Below are 22,891 nucleotides of genomic sequence, written 5' to 3' on the forward strand. Positions count from 1 at the left end.
AAGGTTCTTTGTTAATCAACATAGGCTCGTTGTTATACAACGAAGGTTCTTTGTTAATCAACATAGGCTCGTTGTTATACAACGAAGGTTCTTTGTTAATCAACATAGGCTCGTTGTTAATCAACATAGGCTCGTTGTTATACAACAAAGGTTCTTTGTTAATCAACATAGGCTCGTTGTTATACAACAAAGGTTCTTTGTTAATCAACATAGGTTGCTTTGGAAAGTATTTTTAACTTAGCCGGCGTCAGATCAAGCTCATGGTATACGTATTGTTTAGCGTCTTCTGTAGTATCACTGTTTCCGTTATCCTGAAGCTGGCGCGCCGTTATGCGGTGGATACCAAGCAGCTGATCGTGTGGAACTACCCGGTGGCGGTAGGCTGCACATGGTTTTTCCTCCGGCCGGAGTGGGCGCCCACCGTACTGGACGGGGCCCCGTGGGTTTTATACGGTGCGCTGGCGGTGCTGCTGCCGGGCATCTTTTTCGCCCTCAGCGCCTCCATCCGCTATGCCGGCATCGTCCGTACCGAGGTGGCCCAGCGCTTATCGTTGTTCATCGCGCTCATCGCCGCCTTTTGGCTGTTCAACGAGTCGGCACAGGCAGGCAAGCTTGCGGGTGTTGCCGTGGGTGTGGTCGGTATCCTGTGCAGCATCGGCTGGCACAAAGGCAAAAACCAATATGGGCGCAACCACGGGGCATGGCTTTTTCCGATGGTCGTCTTTTTCGGCTACGGTATCATCGACATCCTGTTTAAGCAGATCGCCCAGCATACCGGTATTCCGTACACCACGTCGATGCTCGTCGTCTTCTGCCTGGCCATGGTCGTTGCCTTTGCCTTCCTGGTCTATTACCTCACCGTGGCACACAAGAGATTTTCCGTACATGCCATCTTCTGGGGGGTGGTATTGGGTGGGTTCAATTTCGCCAACATCCTCTTTTACATGAAAGCCCATCGGGCACTGCCGGATAACCCGTCCATCGTCTTCACCGGTATGAATGTGGGCGTAATTGCCCTCGGTGCCCTCGTAGGGATTGCTTTTTTCCGTGAAAAGCTTTCATTCGTCAACAAAATCGGTATACTATTGGCTGTGGCGTCGGTATTGATAATCGCTTATCTATGAGTTTGTTTGAAGATAGTTATAAAACCATCGCTAAACCTTCGGAAGGACAGTTCAAGGACCGTGGCAGTAAGTTCCTCGCCTATGCGTACCCCTTGCGCGACGAGGCAGCGGTAAAAGAAAAGGTGGCCGCATTGAAGGCGCAACATCCCAAGGCCCGCCACCATTGTTGGGCATACAGGCTCACGCCCGATCGCTCCGTTTTCCGCATCAACGACGATGGCGAGCCGTCGGGCACGGCCGGCCGGCCCATCCTCAATAGCTTGCTTTCAGCCGATATCACCAATGTGCTCATCGTGGTGGTGCGCTACTTCGGCGGTACACTGCTAGGTGTACCCGGCCTCATCCACGCCTATAAAGCTGCGGCACAGGATGCGCTGGCGGCCGCGGCAATCGTGGAGCTGACGGTCAATGACGTATATCGCATCACCGTTGCCTATGAGCAGCTGAATGAGGTGATGCGTATCATCAAAGCAGAAGACCTGAACGTCTTGAAGCAGGAATTCGACAACCAATGCGTGGTGGAGCTCGAAATCAGGCAAACGCAAGTGGAGCAGGTGCTGGGAAAACTCGGAAAGGTGGATGGGACTGGGATCGTGTTCCTAAAGACCGTCTAGCCTACGGATCGTCGCACCATCAAATACGGACCTAACGAAGCATGCTCCCTTGGCGTAAGCGGAGCAGCCAACGGACAAATCGGCAAAAACTAAATCGTTTTCATCGGAATAACAGATTAAGATTTATCTTAGCGCCCAAATTTTAAGATACAAAAACAAAAGCAAACCGATTCATGATCTTACGTAAGAGTTTTTCGAAATCAGTTGCGTTCACTGCTCAAGCCACATTGCTATCGTGCTTGATAGCGAATGCGCAAACGCACGTTTTTACCACGCCCACCAAGGGCTGGGAGTCCGTGGGCAAGGTTACCGTACCATTGTCCAAACAACAGACCATCACGACGTCGCCGGGCGACGGTGTTTTAGTCCATGCATCCGAACGGAAAGGCCGTCCGGAAGATTTGGTAACCGCATCGGCTTATGGCGATATCGAACTCGCGTTCGACTACCTTTTGGCGGAAGGGGCCGAAGCGACATTGTATTTGCATGGTATTTACCCCGTTACATTGGCCGATAGCCGAGGGGTGGCTACCCCTACGGCCCTGACCAATGGCGCGGTAGCGGACTATCCGCCAAGACAGCAGGTAGGTCGGGCCCCGGGGCTTTGGCAGCGGCTGCACATCCAATTCAGGGCGCCCCGTTTTGATAGCCAAGGACACCAAACCGCGCCAGCACGGCTCCTTCGGGCGACGCTCAATGGCGTGACTATCCACGAGGATGTGCAATTGCAGGCTCCCGAAAGGGCCAATGGAGAGGCGGAGGCGCCCGTACGTTTTGCCGTATCTCGTGGGGCCGTTGCGCTGAAGGATTTTACGATCAATGAACTGCCTGAGCTTACCGATCGGCGGGAACGTAACGGCGCTGATCCGATCCTCGTTGCCGCGCAGGTAAACACGACGCTTCGTAGCTTTATGGATATCCCCGATGGGCCGCGCGTAGTGCATGCGATTTCCGTGGGGCATCCGGAACAGGTACATTATACATATGACCTCGATAAGGGCAACCTCTTCCAAGTGTGGCGGGGTGGCTTCTTGGATGCCACACCCATGTGGAACAACCGGGGAAATGGCACATCAAGGGTGTTGGGGAGTCCCATCCATTTCGGGGTGCCAAACCTTGTCGTAGGGAAGCTGGAAGGAACAGAAGATCGGTGGCCGACGGATACAGCAGGGACAGGCTACAAACCCAATGGGTATGTGTTGGATGCCCAGGACCTCCCCACATTCCGGTATCGCATATATAATCAACAGGTGGAGGATGCGATCCGTCCCTTGCCCAATGGTGAGGGGTTTACCCGGACCCTAACGATCACGGGCAATACCGATGGCCTATACCTGCGGCTGGCGATGGCACCCACCATCGTCGACCAAGGAAAGGGCGTGTTTCTGATTGGCGATAACGCGTGGTACCTCAAGGTCGATGAATCGGGCAAGGGCAAGCCCTTTATCCGGGATCAGCAAGATGGCAAGGAACTGTTGGTGCCGGTAACCCGTGCGATCCGTTATTCTATTATCTTTTAACCCCTGACCATGACGACTACGATTAAACACACAACATACCTAAAACTGATCGCGATAATGGCACTGGTACTGACCATCGTGCCTGGCCTTTTCGCCCAAGAGAGCCCCAAAGAGGAAGATTACTTCCAAATTCGGAAAGTACGTACACCCGAGGGCATTATTTTGGAAGTGGGCGGCCTGACCATGCTTCCCAACGGCAACCTGGGCGTCAGCACGCGGCGCGGCGACGTCTATATCATCGAAAACCCCACCGGCGGCAACCCTTATTTCCGTAAGTTCGCCTCGGGTCTGCACGAAATCCTGGGCCTCGCATATAAAGACGGGGCTCTGTATTGTGCCCAGCGCGGTGAGCTAACCAAGCTGGTAGACACCAACAACGACGGCAAGGCCGATGTGTATGAAACGGTGTATGCGTGGCCACTGTCCGGTCATTACCATGAATATTCTTTCGGCCCGATCATTGCCCCTGATGGGTCGTTTTTTGTGACCGGGAACGTGGCATTCGGCGATGAGGAGTGGTGGCGCGGCGAGAGCCGGGTGCCTTGGCGCGGTTGGGCGGTGAATATTACCGAAGAAGGTAAGCTTACCCCATGGGCTACGGGTATGCGCTCGCCTGCCGGACCGGCCTTGCTCAACGGACAGCTGTTCTATACCGAAAACCAAGGCGACTGGATAGGGTCAGGTGGATTGTGGCAGGTAAACAAGGGCGATTTCATGGGGCATCCCGCCGGGCTTCGGTGGGCTAGCCTGCCGGGATCGCCGGTTAAGCTGACCACCGAACAATTCGTCTCCAAAATGGATGAACGCCGTGTCAAGAATGATCAGGGTCGGTTTATCAAGCCGGAGAACATTATCAATGAGCAATATAAGACGGCCTTTGATGCCCAGCAGGAATTTGCTGCGTTCCGGCTGCCTGCCGTATGGCTGCCCCACGGCATCCTGGGCATCTCCTCATCGCAACCGACGGTCATCCCAGAGGGCGTGTTCGGTCCTTTTGCAGGACAGGTGCTGGTGGGCGATCAGGGGATGAGTATGTTATCCCGTGTGATGTTGGAGGAGGTGAACGGCGAACTGCAGGGGGCCGCTATCGGGTTCCGTAGCGGATTCCGGTCGGGCGTGCTGCGCGTGGAATGGGCGCCGGACGGCTCGTTGTTCGTCGGTGAGACCAACCGCGGTTGGGGTTCTGCGGGCGATGCCAACGAAGGACTCGAACGTTTGGAATGGATCGGGAAGATCCCCTTTGAAATGCAGATGGTGAAAGCGATGCCCGACGGGTTTGAAATCACATTCACGCTGCCGGTGGATACGGCTTCCGCCAATGACATCGCCTCATACCGTGTAGAAAGCTATACGTATAAATACCATCCGGTCTATGGCAGTCCGCCGGTAGACGTGCAATCGAACCCGATAAAGGGTGTGAAGGTTTCCGCCGATGGACTGCGGGCACGGATTATCGTGGACAGCCTGAAAGCGCACTACATCCATACGATTACACTGGATGGCATCAGGGAAAAGGATAACTTCTATTCACTGATCCATCCCACCGCTTATTATACCTTGCACAGCATACCGCAGGGCACGAAGCTAACGATGGATGAGGTCAGTACCAAAGACAGCTCCATACCCGTGCCGGTAGCGGAGCCGGTTGTACCCGTAGCGAAGCAGGCCGGCAAGTCGGCCCCCGCCGCGAAAGCACGGCCCGCGAAAACAGCTATCGCCAAAGCGCCTACGTTCAAGGAAGTAGAGGGGCTTCTCACCAAATACACGTGCATTGCTTGCCATAATCCAGATAAAAAGCAAGTCGGCCCCCCGTTTACGGACATCGCTAAGCGGAAGTATACGAACGAGAAGATGGTGGAGCTGATTTACAATCCGCAACCACAAAACTGGCCTGATTATGCTACGCCGATGGCTCCGATGCCCCACGTGCCGAAGGCAGACGCCCTCAAGATCGCTGCCTATATCAATTCGTTGGCGAATTAGCCAACCCGGCTTCGTTTGAAAAGCTTGCCTCAACATCCAGCCACTATGGTATAGCGGCTGGATTTTTTTTTGGCATGGATTGTATTTGCATGTTCAGTATGATTTAGCTAAGTTTGAATGGATTAGATAACCTTCTTCAGGAAACAACACCTAAATAATGATGAAATTCATTAGGCACATTTGGCCTTTATTGATTGCCTTATCGCTTATTTACCTATTCCATCATGCTTGGGGCGTGCTGCCACCGCTAGGTAAGCTGCTCAGCCCGTTCCACGGTTATTTCCAGAATGCCGAGGCGGATATCCGGGCCGCCGATGGGGAAATCATCCTATCGGGTATTACCGAAGACGTGATCGTTCGGTATGACGATAACGCCGTGCCCCACATCTTTGCCCAGAACGACGAGGACTTGTATTTTGCGCAAGGGTATGTGATTGCGCGCGACCGCCTGTGGCAAATGGAATTCTATACCCTCGTTGCCGCAGGCCGCCTTACAGAAGTGGTGGGTAGCGCAGCGCTCGAATATGACCGTTTCAACAGGCGGCTGGGCATGGCCCGCACGGCCGCTGCGATCTCCGGGCGATTGGCATCCGATACGGTGGCCAGCAGGATACTGGAGGCCTATGCTGCCGGCGTGAACGCCTATATAGAGCAGCTTGATTACAAAGACTTCCCGGTGGCCTATAAACTATTGAACTATGCCCCCGAGCCCTGGTCGCCCTACAAGTCCATCCTCATGCTGATGAACATGCGCAATACGCTCAACGGCGGCAGCAACGACTTCAGAATCAGTCAGGTATTGGCGAAATATGGACCCGAGGTCGTGGCCAATCTCTTCCCGGACTATCCTGCCATGGCGTCGCCTATTGTACCCGAAGGAACCACCTGGGATTTCGACCCGCTGGCCATTCCGCCGGTGCCCGATGAGGTAACCGTTCGCCCCGATAGCAACCTGTTGGTTTTTTCCGTACCTGCGCCGAGACCCGAAATCGGCAGCAACAATTGGGCAGTGGGGGGTAGTCGTTCCGCCACGGGCCTACCCATATTGGCCAATGATCCCCACCTCCAACTCACATTGCCTTCCATCTGGTACCAGATGCAACTGTCGTCGCCCAACGTAAACGTGTATGGCGTAGCCCTGCCCGGTACACCTGCCATCATCATCGGTTTCAATAAAAATGTGGCGTGGGGCGTTACCAACGTCGGTTCGGACGTGATGGATTTCTACCGTATCCGTTTCCGGGATAGCACGCTAGGCGAGTATTGGCACGATGGAAAATGGAAGCCCACCACGATGCATGTGGAGACTTTCCGCGTGAAGGGGGGTGCGAAGCTTCAAGACACCCTTTATTATACCCACCATGGGCCGGTGGTGTACCACAAGCCCTCGGAGGGCGCGTACACCCACAGGGTCCCGGCGGGTTACGCCATGCGCTGGGTAACCAACGAGATCGACGGGGCCGACGTGCTGACGTTCCATTACCTGAACCGCGCCAAAAATTACGACGATTACCGGACGGCGTTGGCATATTTCACCGCACCGGCGCAGAATTTCGTCTTTGCGAGCAATGAAGGTGACATTGCGATTACTTCCAACGGCAAGCTGCCGCTCAAATGGAAAGGGCAGGGGAAGTACCTGCTGGATGGAACGCTGGCGGCGCACGACTGGCAAGGGTGGATACCACGGGGGCAGAATCCTTCCGTAAAAAATCCGGCCCGTGGGTTTGTGAGTTCGGCAAACCAGTTCCCTGCCGATACGACCTATCCCTATTACCTCGATTGGCAGTTTGCCCATCCCAGCCGTGCGCTACGTATCAATGAACGTCTGGAAGCGATGACCGCCGCCACACCTGACAGCCTGCGCAACCTGCAGAACGATAATTTCAACGTGGATGCACGGCGTATTTTGCCGCGGCTGCTGCGCGCACTGGCTACGGACGATTCGATCCGGCGGTCGGCCGAGTACGACATCCTCGAGCGGTGGGACTACCGCAACGATGCCGATGCCGTGGGAGCCACCATTTTCGAACGGTGGCTCGATAAGTTGCTCGCTGCCATATGGGGCGACGAGTTTCCGCGCGATGAACAGCTGCTCTACCCCAATCTCGACCGAACCTATACACTCATCAATAACGAGCCCGATGCAAAATGGTTCGACAACGTGCTGACCGTCGATACGGTGGAAACCATGGATGCGATCATTTGCGAGAGCTTTCAGCAAACCGTAAGTGGTTTACACGAGCAGTTCGGCGAGGTGTCTGCGGATGCTTGGGCGTGGAGCCGTGTCAATAACACGCGCATCATGCATTTGGTGCCTAATTTCAGATCGTTCGGCCGCACGGGGATTGTCACAGGCGGCGGCAACGGTATCGTCAACGCCACGTCAGGCACCCATGGTCCCTCGTGGCGGATGGTGGTGCAACTCGACGGCGAATGGCCGGTGGCGTATGGGCTGTATCCGGGGGGCCAGTCGGGCAATCCCGGCAGTGTGTATTACGATAACATGATCGATCGATGGGCCAATGGGGAGTTGGATACATTGTTGTTCATGAAAACGGTGGATGAGCAGTCGCCGAAGCTGCAGCGGGATGTACGGTTGAAACCTAAAGAATAAATCGATATGCTTTTCCTTTTTATCATCATTGTGGGTGCGGTGCTTTCGTTTTTTGGTCCATGGTGGGCCATTGCCCCGGTGTGTTTCGTGGGGTGTTGGTGGCTGGCTCGGCAAGCCTCGGGTGCTTTCTGGATATCGGCGGGCGGTGGCGCTGCAGTATGGGCAGGATATTCCATTTATCTGCACGTTAGCACGGGGTCAAGCATCGCGGCGCAGGTGGCGGGGATTTTCACCAGCGGGGCACCGTTCGCGGCCGGTCCGGCAGGGGTCGTGCTGATGATAGCCACCTCCGCCTTGGTGGCCGCCCTGGTAAGTGGGTTTTCGGGGTTGGCAGGACTGCGTATCAAGCAGTTGTCAACCTAAGCGATAACATAACCGTTCACTCCATCCATCCAATGATTGCGTAGAGCGACGGTAGGTCGAAGGTCGTCCATCCGTTGTATTGTGCCGTCCAGACTTTTATACCTTTCGGGTAAGCCAAGTTGCCCCCCACGTCAGCATACGCTACGGCCAGGGCATTATCGGTTGCCGAGGCATCGCTGCTCCAAACCGTATCTAAATATTGTTTTCTTCTTCTTTCCCCTCAAAACTCTCCAACTCCTTATTTACTTCTTCCAATAATTGCTGTTCAGTTGGTAGATATAATTCGTATTGGCTTGCGATAATCTGTTTTTGATTTTCGGGCAATGTGAATTTTACTACCGCATCATTTTTGTTGGCACAAAGCAAAATCCCAATGGTCGGGTTTTCGTGTGGCAGTTTTTCTATTCGGTCATAATAGTTCACATACATTTGTAACTGCCCAATATCCTGATGTGTTAGTTTAGTGGTTTTGATTTCAGTAATGACAAAGCATTGTAAGATACGATTGTAAAATACCAAGTCCACAAAAAATTCATCCCCCTCAATATGTATTCTTTTCTGTCTTGCGACAAAGGAAAATCCATTACCCAATTCCAACAAGAACTCCTGTAAGTGTGTGATAATGGCACTTTCCAAGTCTTTTTCGTAGTATGATGCTTCTCTTTATGCTTCTCTTTTCAATCCGAGAAACTCCAATGGTTTCAGCAATATAAAATTCTCTTTTATCCTGACTATCAACACTTAAAAGTAGTTTGTATTGACTCCAACTCAATTGTGCATACAGTGTATGCACATTCTCAAATGTGCGGTAAAACTGCCTGTAAAGGTTTATTTGTCTTATAGAAAAACCGCTTCCAAACTCGGGTTGCAGTTGCTCTGAAAGATATTTGATAAGAAACGTTCCGTAATCTGCACGTTCTTTTCCATCTTGCTCTTCTTCAAAAATACGTTTGCCAATATGCCAATACATCAGTGTTCGCTGGTGGTCAACGGCACGTATAGCCTTGTCTTTCGACTGGGCTATAATGGCTTTTATATCTGTTATAACGGATTGGTTTACAAGCATACTTAAATATTCATCTACATTTAACAAAGATACAAATTATAATATACGGCTACTTCTGATTACTCCTAAATGTATGTAATGACGCTACTATCAAAGTTGAGCAATAAAAGACTGTTCCAACCCCTTAAATTTATGCGATACCTTTTGCATATCCTTACCAACTTTCTCGTTGAGTATCTTTATCCGTCGGTCGGCGTAGGCCGGTGCGTATGGTCGTCAAAACGTTGGTTCTTTTTAACCAATGTGCGGGGTATTTATGATAACAGCAAACGACGCTTATAAATACCTAATTTGGTGTATTGCGTGGGGGCCTATTTATGGTGACCTTTATTCACTGAAACGACTATGTAAATGATATGTTATGAATTATAGAGCAATTGTATTGATCGTAGCCATGGCCGTGGGTGGGGTAGGCACCGTAAATGGGCAGTTTTTAAAAAAATTGGGCAAGAAAGTGGAAAAGGCTGCGGAACGTACCGTGGAACGGCGGGCGGAACGTGAAACAGAGAAGAAGACCGACCAAGCATTGGATAAAATACTTGAGCCGGGCGAAAGAAAGGGGAAAAAAGGGGAAACGGAGGAAAAGAACAGGTCTGAAGCGGCTGATGGTGCGGAAGAAAATGAGGTGGCGGCAGGTAGGGGCGAGGCAGCGCTGGCCGCGATGTTTGGCGGTGGCAGTATGGAAGATGTGCCCGACACGTATACCTTCTCTTACCGCATGACGATGAAAATTATCAATGATAATACGGAAGAGGAGACCGCGATGCAGTATTGGTTGGAACCGGAAGCGACGTATTTCGGTACCAAAGCCCTTATCGAAGGCGCCGGCAACCATATTGCCGTAATGGATATGGAAAACGAGGCCATGGTGATGTTCATGGATGACGGTGAGCGAAAGACCGCTATGCGCCTCAACGGCGGCCAGGGCGTGATGGATAAGTACTTCAAGATAGCGGTGGAAGACGAAGAGGGCGAAGAAGTTGTGGTAACGCCTATTGAAAGCAAGACCATTCTCGGGTACCCTTGCAAAGGGTTCCAGATGGAGACCAGCGATGGGGTTTCGAAAGTCTGGGTCACCGATGAAGCCCCGGTGGGTTTGTTTGGCGACATGTTTCAGGGAGACAACGCCCCCAAGGGCCTGCCGGACTTCGGCGCCAAAGCTTTATTTATGGAAATGGAATATACGCCCAAAAATGGGAAGGACGACCATTTCCGCATGGTCTGCACCGAGCTGAAACCCGCATCGATGGCCATCCACAAAAAAGATTACCAATCTGCTATCTAACTTGCCCGTCGCCGTATACGTAATATTTATTGGTCACCAGTTGTGCTAGTCCAAGTGGCCCGCGATGATGCAATTTGTCGGTACTGATGGCCAATTCGGCACCCACGCCCATGGCCCCACCGTCGGTAAACCGCGTGGATGCATTGTGGTATACCGCGGCACTGTCCACCTGTTCCATGAAAATAGCTGCTTTTTTCAGGTTGGTGGTCAGGATGACGGTGGAATGCCCCCCGCTGTATCGGTTGATTTTGTCTATCGCCGGTTCCAGTCCATCAACGGACCCGAAACATATTTTGGGTGCCAGGAATTCTTCGTACCACATCGATTCGTCTACGATGGGTTCCGCACCGTCCAATAACGGTAGAAGCGTTTCATCGGCAAACAGTTGTGTTGCCTTGGCACGCAATGCCTCACCCAGTTGTTTCAGCTTTTCAGGTAACCCGGGAGTTGCCGCATCTACCAACACCTTGTCCAATGCGTTGCAGGCACTGATCTTGTCGGTTTTAGCATTGACGACCACAGGCAGCACCTTATCCCAATCCGCGTCGGGAGCGATGTAGGCGAAGTTGTTGCCCCGACCGCTCACCAACACGGCACATTGGGCGTGCTCTTTCACAAAGCCGATCAGTTTTTCACCACCCCGGGGAACGATGAGGTCGATCGGCTGGGTGGGGTTTTTCAGAAATTCGCGTGTCGCCTCACGATCCAGCGTGATCAGCTGTATCCAGTCGGGCGCGAGTCCATTTTCCTTAAGCGCCCGGTGCCAGCAGTCTACCAACACGCGATTGGTGTGTACCGCCTCTTTACCGCCTTTCAATAGGATCTTGTTATTCGCCTTGAATGCCAGTACCGCCGCTTCGATGGTCACGTCGGGGCGCGATTCGTAAATAATCAGGATGGTGCCGAAGGGTGCGGTGCGGTTTTCGATGCGTAATCCGTTGTCGAGTATGCCCGACGACAATACCTTGTCGATGGGGTCGGGTTGGCTTTCAACCGTCCGGATGGCGGCGATCATGCCATCGACCTTGGCGCTATCCACCACGAGACGGTCGTATAATGCCCGGTCATCGCGCGTAAAAGCGTCGAGGTCTTGCTGGTTGGCTTTCAATAGGGTATCGCGACGATCATTGATGATGGTGGCCATCGATGATAGTACGCTGTTCTTTTGTGTCGTTGTCAGTAATTCCATTGTCTTTTGTTTAGCGTGTAACTTTCGTTCCCGCTGTTTTACCGAAGACGATGTCGATAATGATATCGTCCTTTTTTCCGTTTGCAATAAAAGTAGGGATATTTTGCCGCGCGGTGTGTTTGGCTACCCGCAGTTTGGATGCCATGCCTCCGCGGCCGCTGGCTTCTCCTTTATCCGTTTGCTGGATGTATTGTTCCACGGGCTCGTCTACATGGAGGTGGGGGATCAATTCGCTGCTTGCATCGTCCGGGTGGCCGTTGAATAGCCCATCCGTGTCGGTGAGCAGGATCAACATATCGGCATTGATCAATTCGGCCACCAAGCTCGCCAGTTCGTCGTTGTCGGTAAAGGTCGACATCGACAGCGACACGGCGTCGTCTTCGTTGGCAATCGGGATGACGCCCTCGGCCAGCAGACCTTCATAGCAGTTGACCATGTTGTCGCGGTGTTTGCCTAGGTCGAAGTCGCGCTTCGTAGCCAACACCTGGGCACAGCGCATGCCGTGATGGTGGAACAGGTTGTAATAGTGCCGCATCATGCGTGGTTGGCCAATGGCCGAGAATACCTGTCGCCGGGTTATTTTATCCGTTGCCTTCAATCGATGGCCCATTACTTCCTTACCCGCAATGACCGAGCCCGACGACACCAATATGGCATGGACGCCGTGTTCGTAGAGGTGGGCAATCTGGTCGACGAGCTTCGCGAGGATTTTCCCGGTGATGCGATTATCCTTGTTGGTGATGACATGGGTGCCAACCTTGATGACCACCCGCAGTATAGGTTTGTCCGCTTGCGTTCCGTTATCCATGGGTAGCCTCCTTCCCTTCGGTTTGTTTGCCCAGTTCTTCCGCTCGGTGGAATGCGGCATAGGCTGCTTCCTGGATGAGGGCGTTGACGTTGTTGTCATCCATCGAGTCGAGGGCCGCGCGGGTGGTGCCACCCTTGGATGCCACTTTGGCCATCCAGTCTTCGGGGCTTAACGTCGAGGAATTGAACAGCTCGACCGCGCCGGCAAATGTCTGCCCCACCAACAGGCGCGCATCCGCTTTGCTAAAGCCCATCTTCCATGCAGCATCCATCATCGCCTGCATGAAATAGAATATGTAGGCCGGGCCACTTCCGGAGATGCCCGTGGAGGCGTCGATTTCCGATTCGGACGTCAAGCCGATGGATCGCCCGGTGGTATCGAGCAGTTGTTCAATGGCTGCCAGCTCAAGGCGGGAGACGTGGGCTGATGCGGTGAACGAGGTCATCCCCAACCCAACCAATGCGGGTAAGTTTGGCATGGCACGAACCACTTTGTTGGTGCCGACGCCCTGCTGGATGGTGTCGATCGTTACGCCGGCCATGATAGATACAAATAGCTGCTCGGAAGAAACCATCGGTTTCATTTCATCCATCAGCGCCGCTGCGTGCACGGGTTTGACCGCAATCAACACCACGTCGGCTTCCGGTAAGCAGGTGTCTAGGCACTCATGTACATCGAAAAGGCCATTCGCCCGTAATTCGGCCTGTTTTTCTTGGCTTTTGTCGAATATCATCAAACTTCCGGATGTTAAAAAATTGGACTTAGCGATCGCTTCCGCATACGTCATTCCCATGTTGCCGCCGCCAATTACAAGTACGTTCATTTTTCCTCTTTCTTTTATTTCGATTAAAATTTCAGTTATTTACCCTATATGTAACAACCTTCATGCAGCCGTGCCACTTTTTGCCATATTGTTAGTCCAGCTCCGGAAAAGTACAAACATGGCCAGATAAACGGGGTCGCATAACCCCGGCTATCTAACTTCAATGGATGATTACCTTCCGTGTGCTGTTAATGTGTCAGTCGTGTTTCAAGGGGGCTATTCACCTGTAATATTGTCACCCTTGTTCGTTATGTTTTTGGGTTTATGCGCGCCGATGGCCCCAAGATAGCGCCTTAGTTCGCCTTTTACTTTCGGTGCCAGCAGGAACAACCCGATGATATTGGGAAAGGTCATGGCAAGGATCATCGCATCCGAAAACTTGACGACCGAGTCGAGGGTGGCTGCAGCGCCGATGACTACAAATACCAGGAACAGCACTTTGTATGACAGGTCGGCCCATTTGGAGCGGCCGAACAGGTATTTCCACGATTGGATGCCGTAATACGACCATGAAAGCATCGTCGAAAAAGCAAATAGGAATACGGCCACCGTAAGTACGATGGAAAAATGGGGGATCACACTTTCGAATGCCAAGCTGGTCAGTTCAACGCCGCCAACGGCGCGTTCGCCGTCGCCAAGTAACACGTTGCCCAACGCGTCCGTCACCCCATACACGAACATATCCTCGCTGTTGAAGAAGATAATGGTCAGTGCGGTTAGCGTACAGATCACCACTGTATCCACAAAAGGCTCCAGCAGCGCAACCAGTCCTTCGCTTGCCGGATACTGGGTACGCACGGCCGAGTGGGCAATAGCAGCGGAGCCTATGCCGGCTTCGTTTGAAAAGCTTGCCCGGCGAAAGCCGGTAATCAACACGCCCACAAACCCACCGAGGCCGGCAGCCGGCGAAAATGCCTGGCTGGCGATCAAGCGGAAGGCGTCGCCGATGTATTCGTAGTGTATCCCAACCACTGCCAATGCGCCCAGTAGGTAAACGATACCCATGAAGGGGACCAATTTTTCGGTGATCTGCCCGATACGCTTGATGCCACCTATAATCACGATGCCCACCAATACGGCCAGCCCGATTCCGAAGAGGGTTTTGATAAAGCTGCCTTCAATGCCCATGGTGTTGGTTAACTGCGCAACGGCTTGGTTAGACTGGAAAGCGTTGCCACCACCCAAGGAAGCGCCCACACACATCACGGCAAATATAGCCGCCAATATTTTGCCCAATCGGCCAGCCTTCAATTCCTTTAGTCCTTTGGAAAGGTAATACATGGGGCCGCCGTAAGTCTGGCCGTCTTCGCCTACATCGCGGTACTTCACACCCAATGTGCACTCCACGAATTTCGTGCTCATGCCGAGGAGGCCGGAAACGATCATCCAGAACGTGGCGCCGGCCCCGCCGATAGCGATGGCCACCGAAACGCCCGCGATGTTGCCCAGTCCAACCGTACCGGAAAGCGCAGCCGTCAATGCCTGGAAATGCGTAAGCTCGCCGGCGACCGGCTTTCCGTCGGCCGATGGCTGCTGTTCTATCTCATCGTGTTTACCCCGTATCGCGCGAATCGCGACCGGCAGTTTACGGATATTGACGAACTTGAAGTAGATCGTGAAGAAAAGCCCTCCCGATACCAATAGAATCAATACGACGGGAACTGAAATCTGTTCGGTGAAGGGAATGGTGAAAAATACAATCCGTTCCCACCAGTCCGCGATAGGCGCAAACCAGGCGTCGATCTGCTGGTCGATGCCGGCAGCCCAAACGGGGAAGGGTGATAATAGAAGGAAGAGCACTGGAAAAAATAATAAGGAAAAAGAAGTTGTCTTCTTGAATAAAAACATAAAAAATCGGGGATTTTTTTAAGTGAGAAAAAGTTCGGGTCGCAAAATAACAAGAACCGCTGGATTAACGAAACATTTCCCGTGAAAATTGGAAGGCCACAAAATACCCCATTTTGGGTATTGTGTACGTGGTAGGCGGTGTATACTTTTACAGCGTATTGAATATTAACTATTTAAAAATAATTTTATCATGAATTACTTTAGCAAAAACCTACCGCGTAGGTCATTCACACTTGGTTTGGTATCGGTTGCCTTGGTTATCACGTCCTTGGGCGGCTGTAAAAAGGCGAATCCGGTTGGTTTGGGTGGGTGCGATGACCTCGTAAAGAAGAGTGAGGATTTTTCCAAGGCGGCGCAGGCGTTTTCAGCAGACATGAGCGCAGCCAATTGCCAGAAATATAAAAAAGCCGGTGAGGATTATCTGAAGGCTGCCCGGAATTGCAACCTATATCCGGAGCTTAGAGAAGCTGCGGAGCAAGCCATGGATGACTGGAGTGACATGGATTGCTCCGCGTTTGACGGTGACAATTAAACCCTAGGCCGGCGTTATACCCCTGCCTCGTGGATTACCGCGAGGGTTTTGTGCAACCCCGTTTCGGCAACTTGCTGTAAGTCTTGTTTCCAATATTCGGGGTTGTACAATTCCAATGAAACGCATTTTTCGAAGCCAATGGCCTTGAGGTCGCGAAGCACCTTGGTCAACGGCAGGATGCCGTCTCCGGGATATACCCGGTGGCTGTCGTCCAACTGTGCTAAATCCGGAGTGGCCGGAGCATCGGAAAACTGGAAGATGGCGATACTTTTCCCGCTGATGAGCGGCAATCCTTCGAAGCCCCCTTCTGAAATATGCATATGGTAGGTATCGGGGATCACCATGGCGTCGGGATGGTTGGCGTCCAACGCCACACCCATCGCCTGACCTAACGTTTTCAAGGGGAAATATTTGACGAAGACCAATGCCGCGTGCAGCCCATAGTCGTTTTTCGCCAGCTCGATGAGGTCGCGGTAGCGTTGGGCCACCCACCGTTGGTCGTAGTTGTCGCCAACGGTGTTCGGGATGGTCTGTATATGCTGGGATCCGATGTCGGCCGCCATGCGCATGCGCCGACGGGTATCCGTGAGCGATTTCTCAAAAAGCTCAGGCGTTGGCGGCAGGGCATTCCACAGGCCGATGACACTGGGTACAAAAAGCCCGAGGTCTTTGATTTCCTTACCCAGATCCTTCAGGTTGCCGCCATCGGCTTCGAACTCCGCCAGCTCACCGTCCCACGGCTCGATAGCGTCAAAACCCGCCTTGGCCGCAATCTTTACCTTTTCGCGTAGGGAAGCGGGTCTTACCGTGGCCGTATCCAGGCAAATAGGCCAAGGGCTTACGCCTTTTTGGTAACGCTTTTGCTTTTGTGCGATGGGTTCTGTTGCTTTTACAGTTGGGCTGGCCAACAGGGCGCCGGAAGCCGCTCCTAATGCGATAAACGATCTGCGATCCATGGGTCTTGCTTTGAAAGTTTCGTAAACGGGTTAAAGGTAAGAATAAAAACTGAGTAAAATCGCTATGTTTGCAGCATGAGCAACCGGTTACAACAGCTGATCGATTTTCTGGCGGAAAGCCCTGGCGACGCTTTCCTGACCTATGCCCTGGCCACGGAATACCTTAAGCTTGGACATACGGAAGAAGCGCTGCGGCACTATGAAGCTTTGGTGAACGACCATCCCGGCTACGTGGGCACTTATTACCACCTTGGTAAGTTGTATGAAGCCCTGGGCCGGAAAATGGAGGCCCTGACGACGTATGAAAATGGTATGCAGGCTGCCCGCAACCAGCGTGATAGGCACGCACTATCGGAATTACAGGGAGCTTACCATTTAGCTACCGGTGACGATGGCGATGATGTTGACGGGTGACCCGTGGCCGCGGACGACTAAGCCTTTTCCAAGCAGAGCTCGCGTAGCTTGCCGACCACAAAGTCGATCTCTTCCCGCGTGTTGTTTTTGGAGAAGGAGAAACGTACGCAGGGCCGTTCGGTGTCGGCTTGGATAGCACGGAGCACATGCGATCCGATATCCGATCCGGAGCTGCAAGCACTGCCCCCCGATGCGGATATACCCGAAATATCCAAGTTGAACAGCAGCATATCGGCTAGGTCGGTGCAGGGAAACGATACGTTAAGCACCGTATATAAACTGTTTTCGGGGGTGGTTTCGCCATTGAACCGTACGTCATGGATGTGCGTTTTAAGCTGGGCAATCATGTAATCTTTGAGGCCTTGGATGTATTGCTGGTGCTCATCCATCTGCGCATAGCATATTTCGAGTGCCTTGGCCAGCCCAACGATGCCATACACGTTTTCCGTGCCGCCGCGCATGTTGCGCTCCTGTGCCCCGCCATAGATAAATGGCTTTATCTTTGTGTGGTGGTTTACATATAGGAAGCCCACCCCCTTCGGACCGTGGAACTTGTGGGCTGCACCCGTTACGAAATCAATCTGTAATTTGTTCAGGTCATGTATGTAATGGCCCATGGTCTGCACGGTATCGGAATGGAACAAGGCTTGGTATTGCTTGCATAGGGCCGAAACGTACTCGATGTCCGTAATGGTGCCGATTTCGTTGTTGGCATGCATCAACGATACGAATGAGCGCGGATGGTCTTTGAGCAGCTGTTCCAGCTGACCGAGGTCTACATTCCCCTTATGGTCTACGGCCAGCAGGCTAAGCTTGATGGTGCCGGTTTTCTCCAGCTCTTCAAGGGTATGCAACACGGCATGGTGCTCTAAGGGGGAGGTGATGGCGTGACTGATGCCGTGGTCGATGATGCCTCGCGCGATGGCCGTATTGTCTGCCTCGGTGCCGCCGGAAGTGAAGAATATCTCCGCCGGCGATACATTGAGGAGTCCGGCCACTGTTTTCCGGGCTTTCTCAACGATGGTTTTCACCCGTCTTCCGTGTGCGTGGATGGATGACGGGTTACCGTAATCTTGTTCCATTGTAGCCACCATGGCTGCGATGACCTCCGGGTTCATCGGCGTGGTAGCGGCATTATCCATGTATACTTGCATGGGACAAAGGTATAAAAAAAGCATCGGACATTATCCGACGCTTTTTCGTGATGTGAGTCAATGTGATGGGTTTACCGCTGGCCGGGGAGATAAATCTGGAAGCCGAGGCCTACGTTAAGACCGCTCGCCTTTTCGGCACCCGAAACCGTCGCTTTGCTGTAGTTGTAGCCCAACGTAGCCTCCAGGGCCACACTTTGGGTAATGAAATGCGCATAACCGACGTTGGCACCCAAAGCCAGGGTAGCGCCCGAACCCAATGAGCTCCCCGCAATGCCGACATCGCCCTGTGCGAAGAAGCGACCGGATGCGCTGGAACCTTCGGGGAAGTAATAGCGTACGAAGGGTGCTACACCATAGCCCCAAACGGCGTCATCATCCGGTGCGGTATATACGGAGCCCGTCAACCCTAAACCTAAGGCCACGCCGTCTGAAATGAAGTACCCGGCGCGGGGGTTGACGCTTAAGCTGAAGCTTTCCCCTTCAAAACTGTACCCGAGGCTCCCCAGGCTTCCACCTACAATCCAGTTGCCTTTCTGGATGGGGGTCATGCCCACATTGGCCGAAGTCTGTGGCTTGTTAACATCCTGTGCATTCACCGCGAATACGCCGGCTAAAAATAATGCTGAAAATAAAAATACACGTTTCATGGTTTTTCGTTTAAATGTAACTAATTGTGATACATTGTTTTTGCTTGTTATAGGAATAACACAAAACGTGCCATATTGTTTATCGAGGGATGTAGGTGGGTTAAACTAATTGGTGGTCAGCTGGATAAACAGCGCTTCCAGGCTCGGGCTGGCGTACCTACTGGTCAGCTCGGCCAATGGGAAGTCGGCGACGATTTGCCCTTGGTGGATAATGACGACGTCGTCACAAACGGCTTCCACTTCCTGCATGATGTGGGTAGACAGTAGCACCGTTTTTTTGCGCCCGAGGTTGCTGATCAGCGTACGGATATCCTGCAATTGGTTGGGGTCGAGTCCGGCGGTGGGCTCGTCCAGGATGAGGATATCAGGATCGTGTAACATAGCTTGGGCTAGCCCAACACGCTGCCGATAACCTTTCGACAATTGGTGTATTTTTTTGTGCTGCTCAGCAGCGAGCCCGGTGAGGCCGATGACCTCCGCAATGCGTGCGTCGCGGTTGGCGATGTGGTGCAAACCGGCCATGAACGCAAGTGCTTCGCGTACATACATATCCACATACAGGGGATTGTCTTCGGGCAGGTAACCGGTATGGCGGCGGGCGGTCAGGCTATCCTGTTGGATGTCGATGCCAGCTACCGTAGCATGCCCCGAAGTAGGGGGGAGACTGCCGGCTAGGATCTTCATGGTGGTGCTTTTACCCGCGCCGTTGGGACCGAGAAACCCCAGCACGCGGCCCGGTTTCACTTCGAACGAAATGCCTTTCAGTGCGGGTTGATTGCCATAGTCTTTGCGGAGGTCGGTTACAACGATGGACATGGTAGCGTTATTGGATGAAGTTGGAGGTCAGTTGATGGACATTCCGGTAAGTATGCAGTGCATTGCCGGCTTCACGTGGCCTGTCTGTTGCGAGGATGTCAGCCCCACTTTCCACCAAGCGCCTATATACGGTATCGCCGCGCGTGGCGGCTTGCCTGTCAATGTTGCCGATCGTACCCAATATACAGAGGATACCGTGGTCGTGCAATAGGTTATATACCGAGGCGTCTACAGGGGTGGTTCCCACGAATGCCACGAGCCGGTTGTCGGGGATACTGCGGTCGTTGAGCCTGAGTAGGTCCTCACGGGAATGGATGGATGCTGAAATCATTAAATCGGGGGCCAATTGGTGTACGGCCGCGGCCTGGCCTGCGTTGTAGGTGATGATCACACTATAGGCTTGGGCTTGGTTACGTTGTATGGCATCGATCACCATGCCATAGGGTACCCCCCGTTTCACATCGAGGGTAAAGATGACCTTGCCCACACCCCATCGGAGGGCCTCATCGAGTGTGGGTATCCGATAGCCGGTGGTTTCCCCATCGGGATCTTTCAGGTAGAGCTCCTTAAGGTCCGGAAAGTTCCAGTCGGCCACCTTACCTGAGCCGGTGGTGGTACGGCCAAGGGTTTCGTCGTGCAACAATACGAGTACCGAGTCACGGGTCATCCGTATATCGCACTCGATGATGAGCGGTTGGTAGCGGTAATTGTTTTCGAACGTTTCAATCGCATTCTCGGGGAATCCCGTGGTCGGCCCTCCACGGTGCGCACTGACCAATGGGTAGCGATTCTCGGTATACGTCAGAAAACGGTATAGGTCGTCCACGGCACCCAGCTTGATGTGATGTGCCGTGTTTCGGTATTCGCCATTGCCTACACTGCCGGGTATACAGGCGGAAGCGAGAACAAGCAGTGCGAGGGCCAGAAACGGGAGCGGGCGACGAATCATAACGTAAGCATTGAAAAATGGAATAACCGGTTAAAGGTAACGATTTACCCTCGAAAAATCATTTCGAAAGGCTAATGAGGTCGTCCAATCGCATGGAAAGCTGATCGACAATGTGGGTAGCCTGTTGGTAATAAGGCGTGCGGCTAGCCAGTTTGGCGGTGATATCGTCGAGCAACGCCTTGCCAGTGAGCCCACCTAGCGCCGGGCGTGCGGCAATATCGGTTTGCATAAGCCTGCTCCATAATGCCTTCGGTGGCATGCAGAGGTAGATGGTTTTGCCCGCCTTGTTCATCCAGGCCAGGTTGTCGAAATAGCATGGCGTGCCGCCGCCGGTGGCTACGACCGCCGGTTCTTCGAGTGGTAGGCTTTTGAGTACACGGCTTTCCAGGGTCCGGAACGCATGTTCGCCGCGTTGCGAGAAGTATTCAGGTATAGGCATGCCCGCTTCTTTGACGATCTCATCATCGAGATCGATAAACGTTCGCTCGGTTTTGAGGGCGAGCTTACGGCCCCAGGTCGTTTTGCCACTTCCCATGAAACCGATAAGGAAAACGGGTTTGGAATCAATCATCTTGATAGGCTTTTTTGAAATATCGATTGTCTAATGTGTTGAAACTGGGCAAGGTGTTGTAATGCCATTTGTCGATGACCGTCCCGTTACGGAGCAGCAGCACACCCGGGTTGGCCCGTACCATACTTTTGAGCGGCACCGCGTCGGCATAGAATATCTCGGTGAGTAAACCTAACTCGCGACTGACCTGTTCGGCTTGCTGCGTACCGCTGGCAGTGAGCAGTACGGCTCGGATGTTATAGGCCTCGGTGACTTCCGTAACCAGTTCATTGATGCGTTGAAGGGCATCGAGATGGGTCTGGTCGAGGTTCCATGCGACCACCACGATATTATAATAAGGGTTTTCGATGAGCTGTGGGGTGACGTCTTCGCCATTCGCATCGCTGATGAGCAGATCGGGGATAGGTATTTGGTAACCCTTCTCGACCAGCTTACTCTCGGGGTCACCGATAATTTCCCAGTTTTCATCTTTCCAGAGTTCATCGGCTAGGTAAACTTTATCCGATACCTGCTTTTCTTCACCCGATGTTTTATGACGGAGGGTATAGATGATGTCGTACTGATCACCGACTTCTCCCTCGGGAAGCGTCATGAGGGCAGGGAGGTTATTGCCTTTTTTGTAGGGCAAGAAGTCGATGAATGGGAGGTAATTGACCGTGTATATACCTATACCAACCGATGCGGTGACCAATACAATGGTGAGCAGCACTTGCGTACTTTTGCTGGAAATAAGCGGACGGATAGCCTCCCGGTTGAAAAAGATAATCAGGATAAGTGCCAGTAGCACCAGGTCTTTGCCGAACGATTGCCAGGGCGTGAGTGGGATGGCGTCGCCGAAGCAGCCGCAGGAGGTGACTACTTCGAAAAAAGCGGAATAGAAGGTGAGGAAGGTGAAAAAAAGAATCAATAACAAGAGGCCCCAGGCCACCGCCCGCTTCCAGAAGCCGAGCAAGAGCAATGCGCCGAGCAGGATCTCGAGCCCACATATGGCAATAGCGATCGTAACGGCGTAGTCATTCAGGAAATGGGTGCCGAATACCACGAAATACTCTTCGAGTTTATAACCGAACCCGGTTGGGTCGTTGGCTTTGATCAGCCCTGAAAAAATGAAAAGCAGCCCAGTGGATAGCCGAGCGAATAAGAGCAGGTAGTTGGTACGTGTGGATGGGGTAGTTGTGGTGTACATGATCGTCTAGGATTTACTGTCTGCGACGCCAAGTTTGATCAGGGCAAAGACGGCATAGTTGAGCATATCCTGGTAGTTGGCCTTTACACCTTCGGATGCGACGGTTTGCCCATCGTTGTCTTCGATCTGCTTTACGCGGTAGATTTTTGTGAGGATGAGGTCGGTAAGCGATGTAAGCCGCATCTCGCGCCACGCTTCGCCGTAATCATGGTTTTTTGCGAACATCAGTTCCTTGGTTTCGCGAACCGCTTGTTCGTATTGCTGTTGCACGGCTTCGGCAGGCATTTGTTCATTGGTGCTGGTGCCGAGTTGCAATTGAAGGATGCCGATGACGCAATAATTTACGATGCCGACGTATTCGTCGATGACCCCGTCACCTACCTTGGAAACTTTCTTTTCCTCTAGGGTGCGGATACGCTGTGCCTTGAT

23 protein-coding genes are annotated in these 22,891 nt (G+C 52.7%); 9 read left to right on the forward strand and 14 right to left on the reverse strand.

Annotated elements, in window-relative coordinates; genetic code table 11:
- Positions 1-260: 260 nt before the first annotated feature.
- The 6 genes from ACO1NT_RS12505 to ACO1NT_RS12530 all read left to right on the forward strand — a co-directional run bounded on the left by ACO1NT_RS12505 (position 261) and on the right by ACO1NT_RS12530 (position 8,218).
- On the forward strand, positions 261-1,124 hold the full coding sequence (locus ACO1NT_RS12505; RefSeq protein WP_449048965.1) for an EamA/RhaT family transporter: 864 nt from the start codon (positions 261-263) through the stop codon (positions 1,122-1,124).
- Positions 1,121-1,738, forward strand: a complete 618-nt coding sequence (locus tag ACO1NT_RS12510) for an IMPACT family protein (RefSeq protein WP_449048967.1) — start codon at positions 1,121-1,123, stop codon at positions 1,736-1,738. Before ACO1NT_RS12505 ends, ACO1NT_RS12510 begins: the two co-directional genes overlap by 4 nt.
- Positions 1,739-1,911: 173 nt before the next feature.
- Positions 1,912-3,258, forward strand: a complete 1,347-nt coding sequence (locus tag ACO1NT_RS12515; RefSeq protein WP_449048969.1) for a family 16 glycoside hydrolase — start codon at positions 1,912-1,914, stop codon at positions 3,256-3,258.
- Positions 3,259-3,267: 9 nt separating this feature from the next.
- Entirely contained in the window at positions 3,268-5,241 is a 1,974-nt protein-coding gene (locus ACO1NT_RS12520; protein WP_449048970.1) for a c-type cytochrome, read from the forward strand.
- 157 nt (positions 5,242-5,398) lie between these two features.
- Positions 5,399-7,855, forward strand: a complete 2,457-nt coding sequence (locus ACO1NT_RS12525) for a penicillin acylase family protein (protein ID WP_449048971.1) — start codon at positions 5,399-5,401, stop codon at positions 7,853-7,855.
- Positions 7,856-7,861: 6 nt separating this feature from the next.
- Positions 7,862-8,218, forward strand: a complete 357-nt coding sequence (locus ACO1NT_RS12530) for a hypothetical protein (protein ID WP_449048972.1) — start codon at positions 7,862-7,864, stop codon at positions 8,216-8,218.
- A 192-nt stretch (positions 8,219-8,410) separates the two neighbouring features.
- Here ACO1NT_RS12530 and ACO1NT_RS12535 read toward each other — a convergent pair whose 3' ends face one another.
- Both ACO1NT_RS12535 and ACO1NT_RS12540 read right to left on the reverse strand, forming a co-directional pair.
- Positions 8,411-8,815 carry a PDDEXK nuclease domain-containing protein gene (locus tag ACO1NT_RS12535; protein WP_449048974.1) on the reverse strand — a complete coding sequence of 135 codons (405 nt, stop codon included), beginning with the start codon at positions 8,813-8,815 and terminating at the stop codon, positions 8,411-8,413.
- A complete protein-coding gene (locus ACO1NT_RS12540; RefSeq protein WP_449048975.1) occupies positions 8,802-9,311 on the reverse strand; it encodes a DUF1016 N-terminal domain-containing protein in 510 nt (169 codons plus the stop codon). Before ACO1NT_RS12540 ends, ACO1NT_RS12535 begins: the two co-directional genes overlap by 14 nt.
- A 334-nt stretch (positions 9,312-9,645) precedes the next feature.
- Here ACO1NT_RS12540 and ACO1NT_RS12545 point away from each other — a divergent pair, with 334 nt between their 5' ends.
- On the forward strand, positions 9,646-10,569 hold the full coding sequence (locus ACO1NT_RS12545; RefSeq protein ID WP_449048976.1) for a DUF4412 domain-containing protein: 924 nt from the start codon (positions 9,646-9,648) through the stop codon (positions 10,567-10,569).
- Here the strand turns inward: ACO1NT_RS12545 and ACO1NT_RS12550 are convergent.
- The 4 genes from ACO1NT_RS12550 to ACO1NT_RS12565 all read right to left on the reverse strand — a co-directional run bounded on the left by ACO1NT_RS12550 (position 10,562) and on the right by ACO1NT_RS12565 (position 15,189).
- A complete protein-coding gene (locus ACO1NT_RS12550; RefSeq protein WP_449048977.1) occupies positions 10,562-11,845 on the reverse strand; it encodes a glutamate-5-semialdehyde dehydrogenase in 1,284 nt (427 codons plus the stop codon). The two genes, ACO1NT_RS12545 and ACO1NT_RS12550, sit on opposite strands and share 8 nt — an antisense overlap.
- On the reverse strand, positions 11,769-12,626 hold the full coding sequence (gene proB / locus ACO1NT_RS12555; RefSeq protein ID WP_449048978.1) for a glutamate 5-kinase: 858 nt from the start codon (positions 12,624-12,626) through the stop codon (positions 11,769-11,771). Before proB ends, ACO1NT_RS12550 begins: the two co-directional genes overlap by 77 nt.
- Positions 12,559-13,389: a pyrroline-5-carboxylate reductase gene (gene proC, locus ACO1NT_RS12560; protein WP_449048979.1), complete on the reverse strand. Its 831-nt coding sequence runs from the start codon at positions 13,387-13,389 to the stop codon at positions 12,559-12,561. Before proC ends, proB begins: the two co-directional genes overlap by 68 nt.
- 216 nt (positions 13,390-13,605) lie before the next feature.
- A complete protein-coding gene (locus tag ACO1NT_RS12565) occupies positions 13,606-15,189 on the reverse strand; it encodes an alanine/glycine:cation symporter family protein (protein ID WP_449048980.1) in 1,584 nt (527 codons plus the stop codon).
- 238 nt (positions 15,190-15,427) lie between these two features.
- Between ACO1NT_RS12565 and ACO1NT_RS12570 the strand changes: the two genes are divergently transcribed.
- A complete protein-coding gene (locus tag ACO1NT_RS12570) occupies positions 15,428-15,769 on the forward strand; it encodes a hypothetical protein (protein WP_449048981.1) in 342 nt (113 codons plus the stop codon).
- A 14-nt stretch (positions 15,770-15,783) separates the two neighbouring features.
- Here the strand turns inward: ACO1NT_RS12570 and ACO1NT_RS12575 are convergent, their stop codons facing one another.
- Positions 15,784-16,725: a sugar phosphate isomerase/epimerase family protein gene (locus ACO1NT_RS12575; RefSeq protein WP_449048982.1), complete on the reverse strand. Its 942-nt coding sequence runs from the start codon at positions 16,723-16,725 to the stop codon at positions 15,784-15,786.
- Between the two features lie 75 nt (positions 16,726-16,800).
- Here ACO1NT_RS12575 and ACO1NT_RS12580 point away from each other — a divergent pair, with 75 nt between their 5' ends.
- Positions 16,801-17,139, forward strand: coding sequence for a tetratricopeptide repeat protein (locus ACO1NT_RS12580; RefSeq protein WP_449048984.1), 339 nt, complete (start codon positions 16,801-16,803; stop codon positions 17,137-17,139).
- A 17-nt stretch (positions 17,140-17,156) separates the two neighbouring features.
- Here ACO1NT_RS12580 and ACO1NT_RS12585 read toward each other — a convergent pair whose 3' ends face one another.
- From ACO1NT_RS12585 to ACO1NT_RS12615, 7 genes are all read right to left on the reverse strand, one after another.
- Positions 17,157-18,293 carry a cysteine desulfurase family protein gene (locus tag ACO1NT_RS12585; protein ID WP_449048985.1) on the reverse strand — a complete coding sequence of 379 codons (1,137 nt, stop codon included), beginning with the start codon at positions 18,291-18,293 and terminating at the stop codon, positions 17,157-17,159.
- A gap of 71 nt (positions 18,294-18,364) precedes the next feature.
- Positions 18,365-18,940: a hypothetical protein gene (locus tag ACO1NT_RS12590; RefSeq protein WP_449048987.1), complete on the reverse strand. Its 576-nt coding sequence runs from the start codon at positions 18,938-18,940 to the stop codon at positions 18,365-18,367.
- A 105-nt stretch (positions 18,941-19,045) separates the two neighbouring features.
- Positions 19,046-19,756 (reverse strand): ATP-binding cassette domain-containing protein, encoded by a 711-nt coding sequence (locus tag ACO1NT_RS12595; RefSeq protein WP_449048988.1) that lies wholly within the window; start codon positions 19,754-19,756, stop codon positions 19,046-19,048.
- 7 nt (positions 19,757-19,763) lie between these two features.
- A complete protein-coding gene (locus ACO1NT_RS12600) occupies positions 19,764-20,705 on the reverse strand; it encodes a glycerophosphodiester phosphodiesterase family protein (RefSeq protein WP_449048989.1) in 942 nt (313 codons plus the stop codon).
- Positions 20,706-20,763: 58 nt separating this feature from the next.
- Positions 20,764-21,276 carry a shikimate kinase gene (locus ACO1NT_RS12605; RefSeq protein ID WP_449048990.1) on the reverse strand — a complete coding sequence of 171 codons (513 nt, stop codon included), beginning with the start codon at positions 21,274-21,276 and terminating at the stop codon, positions 20,764-20,766.
- Positions 21,269-22,462 carry a BT_3928 family protein gene (locus ACO1NT_RS12610; protein WP_449048991.1) on the reverse strand — a complete coding sequence of 398 codons (1,194 nt, stop codon included), beginning with the start codon at positions 22,460-22,462 and terminating at the stop codon, positions 21,269-21,271. Before ACO1NT_RS12610 ends, ACO1NT_RS12605 begins: the two co-directional genes overlap by 8 nt.
- 6 nt (positions 22,463-22,468) lie before the next feature.
- Positions 22,469-22,891 (reverse strand): DUF1599 domain-containing protein (locus tag ACO1NT_RS12615; RefSeq protein ID WP_449048992.1); only part of this gene is annotated, 423 nt, incomplete at its 5' end.

The sequence above is a fragment of the Parapedobacter sp. genome, assembly GCF_053550995.1.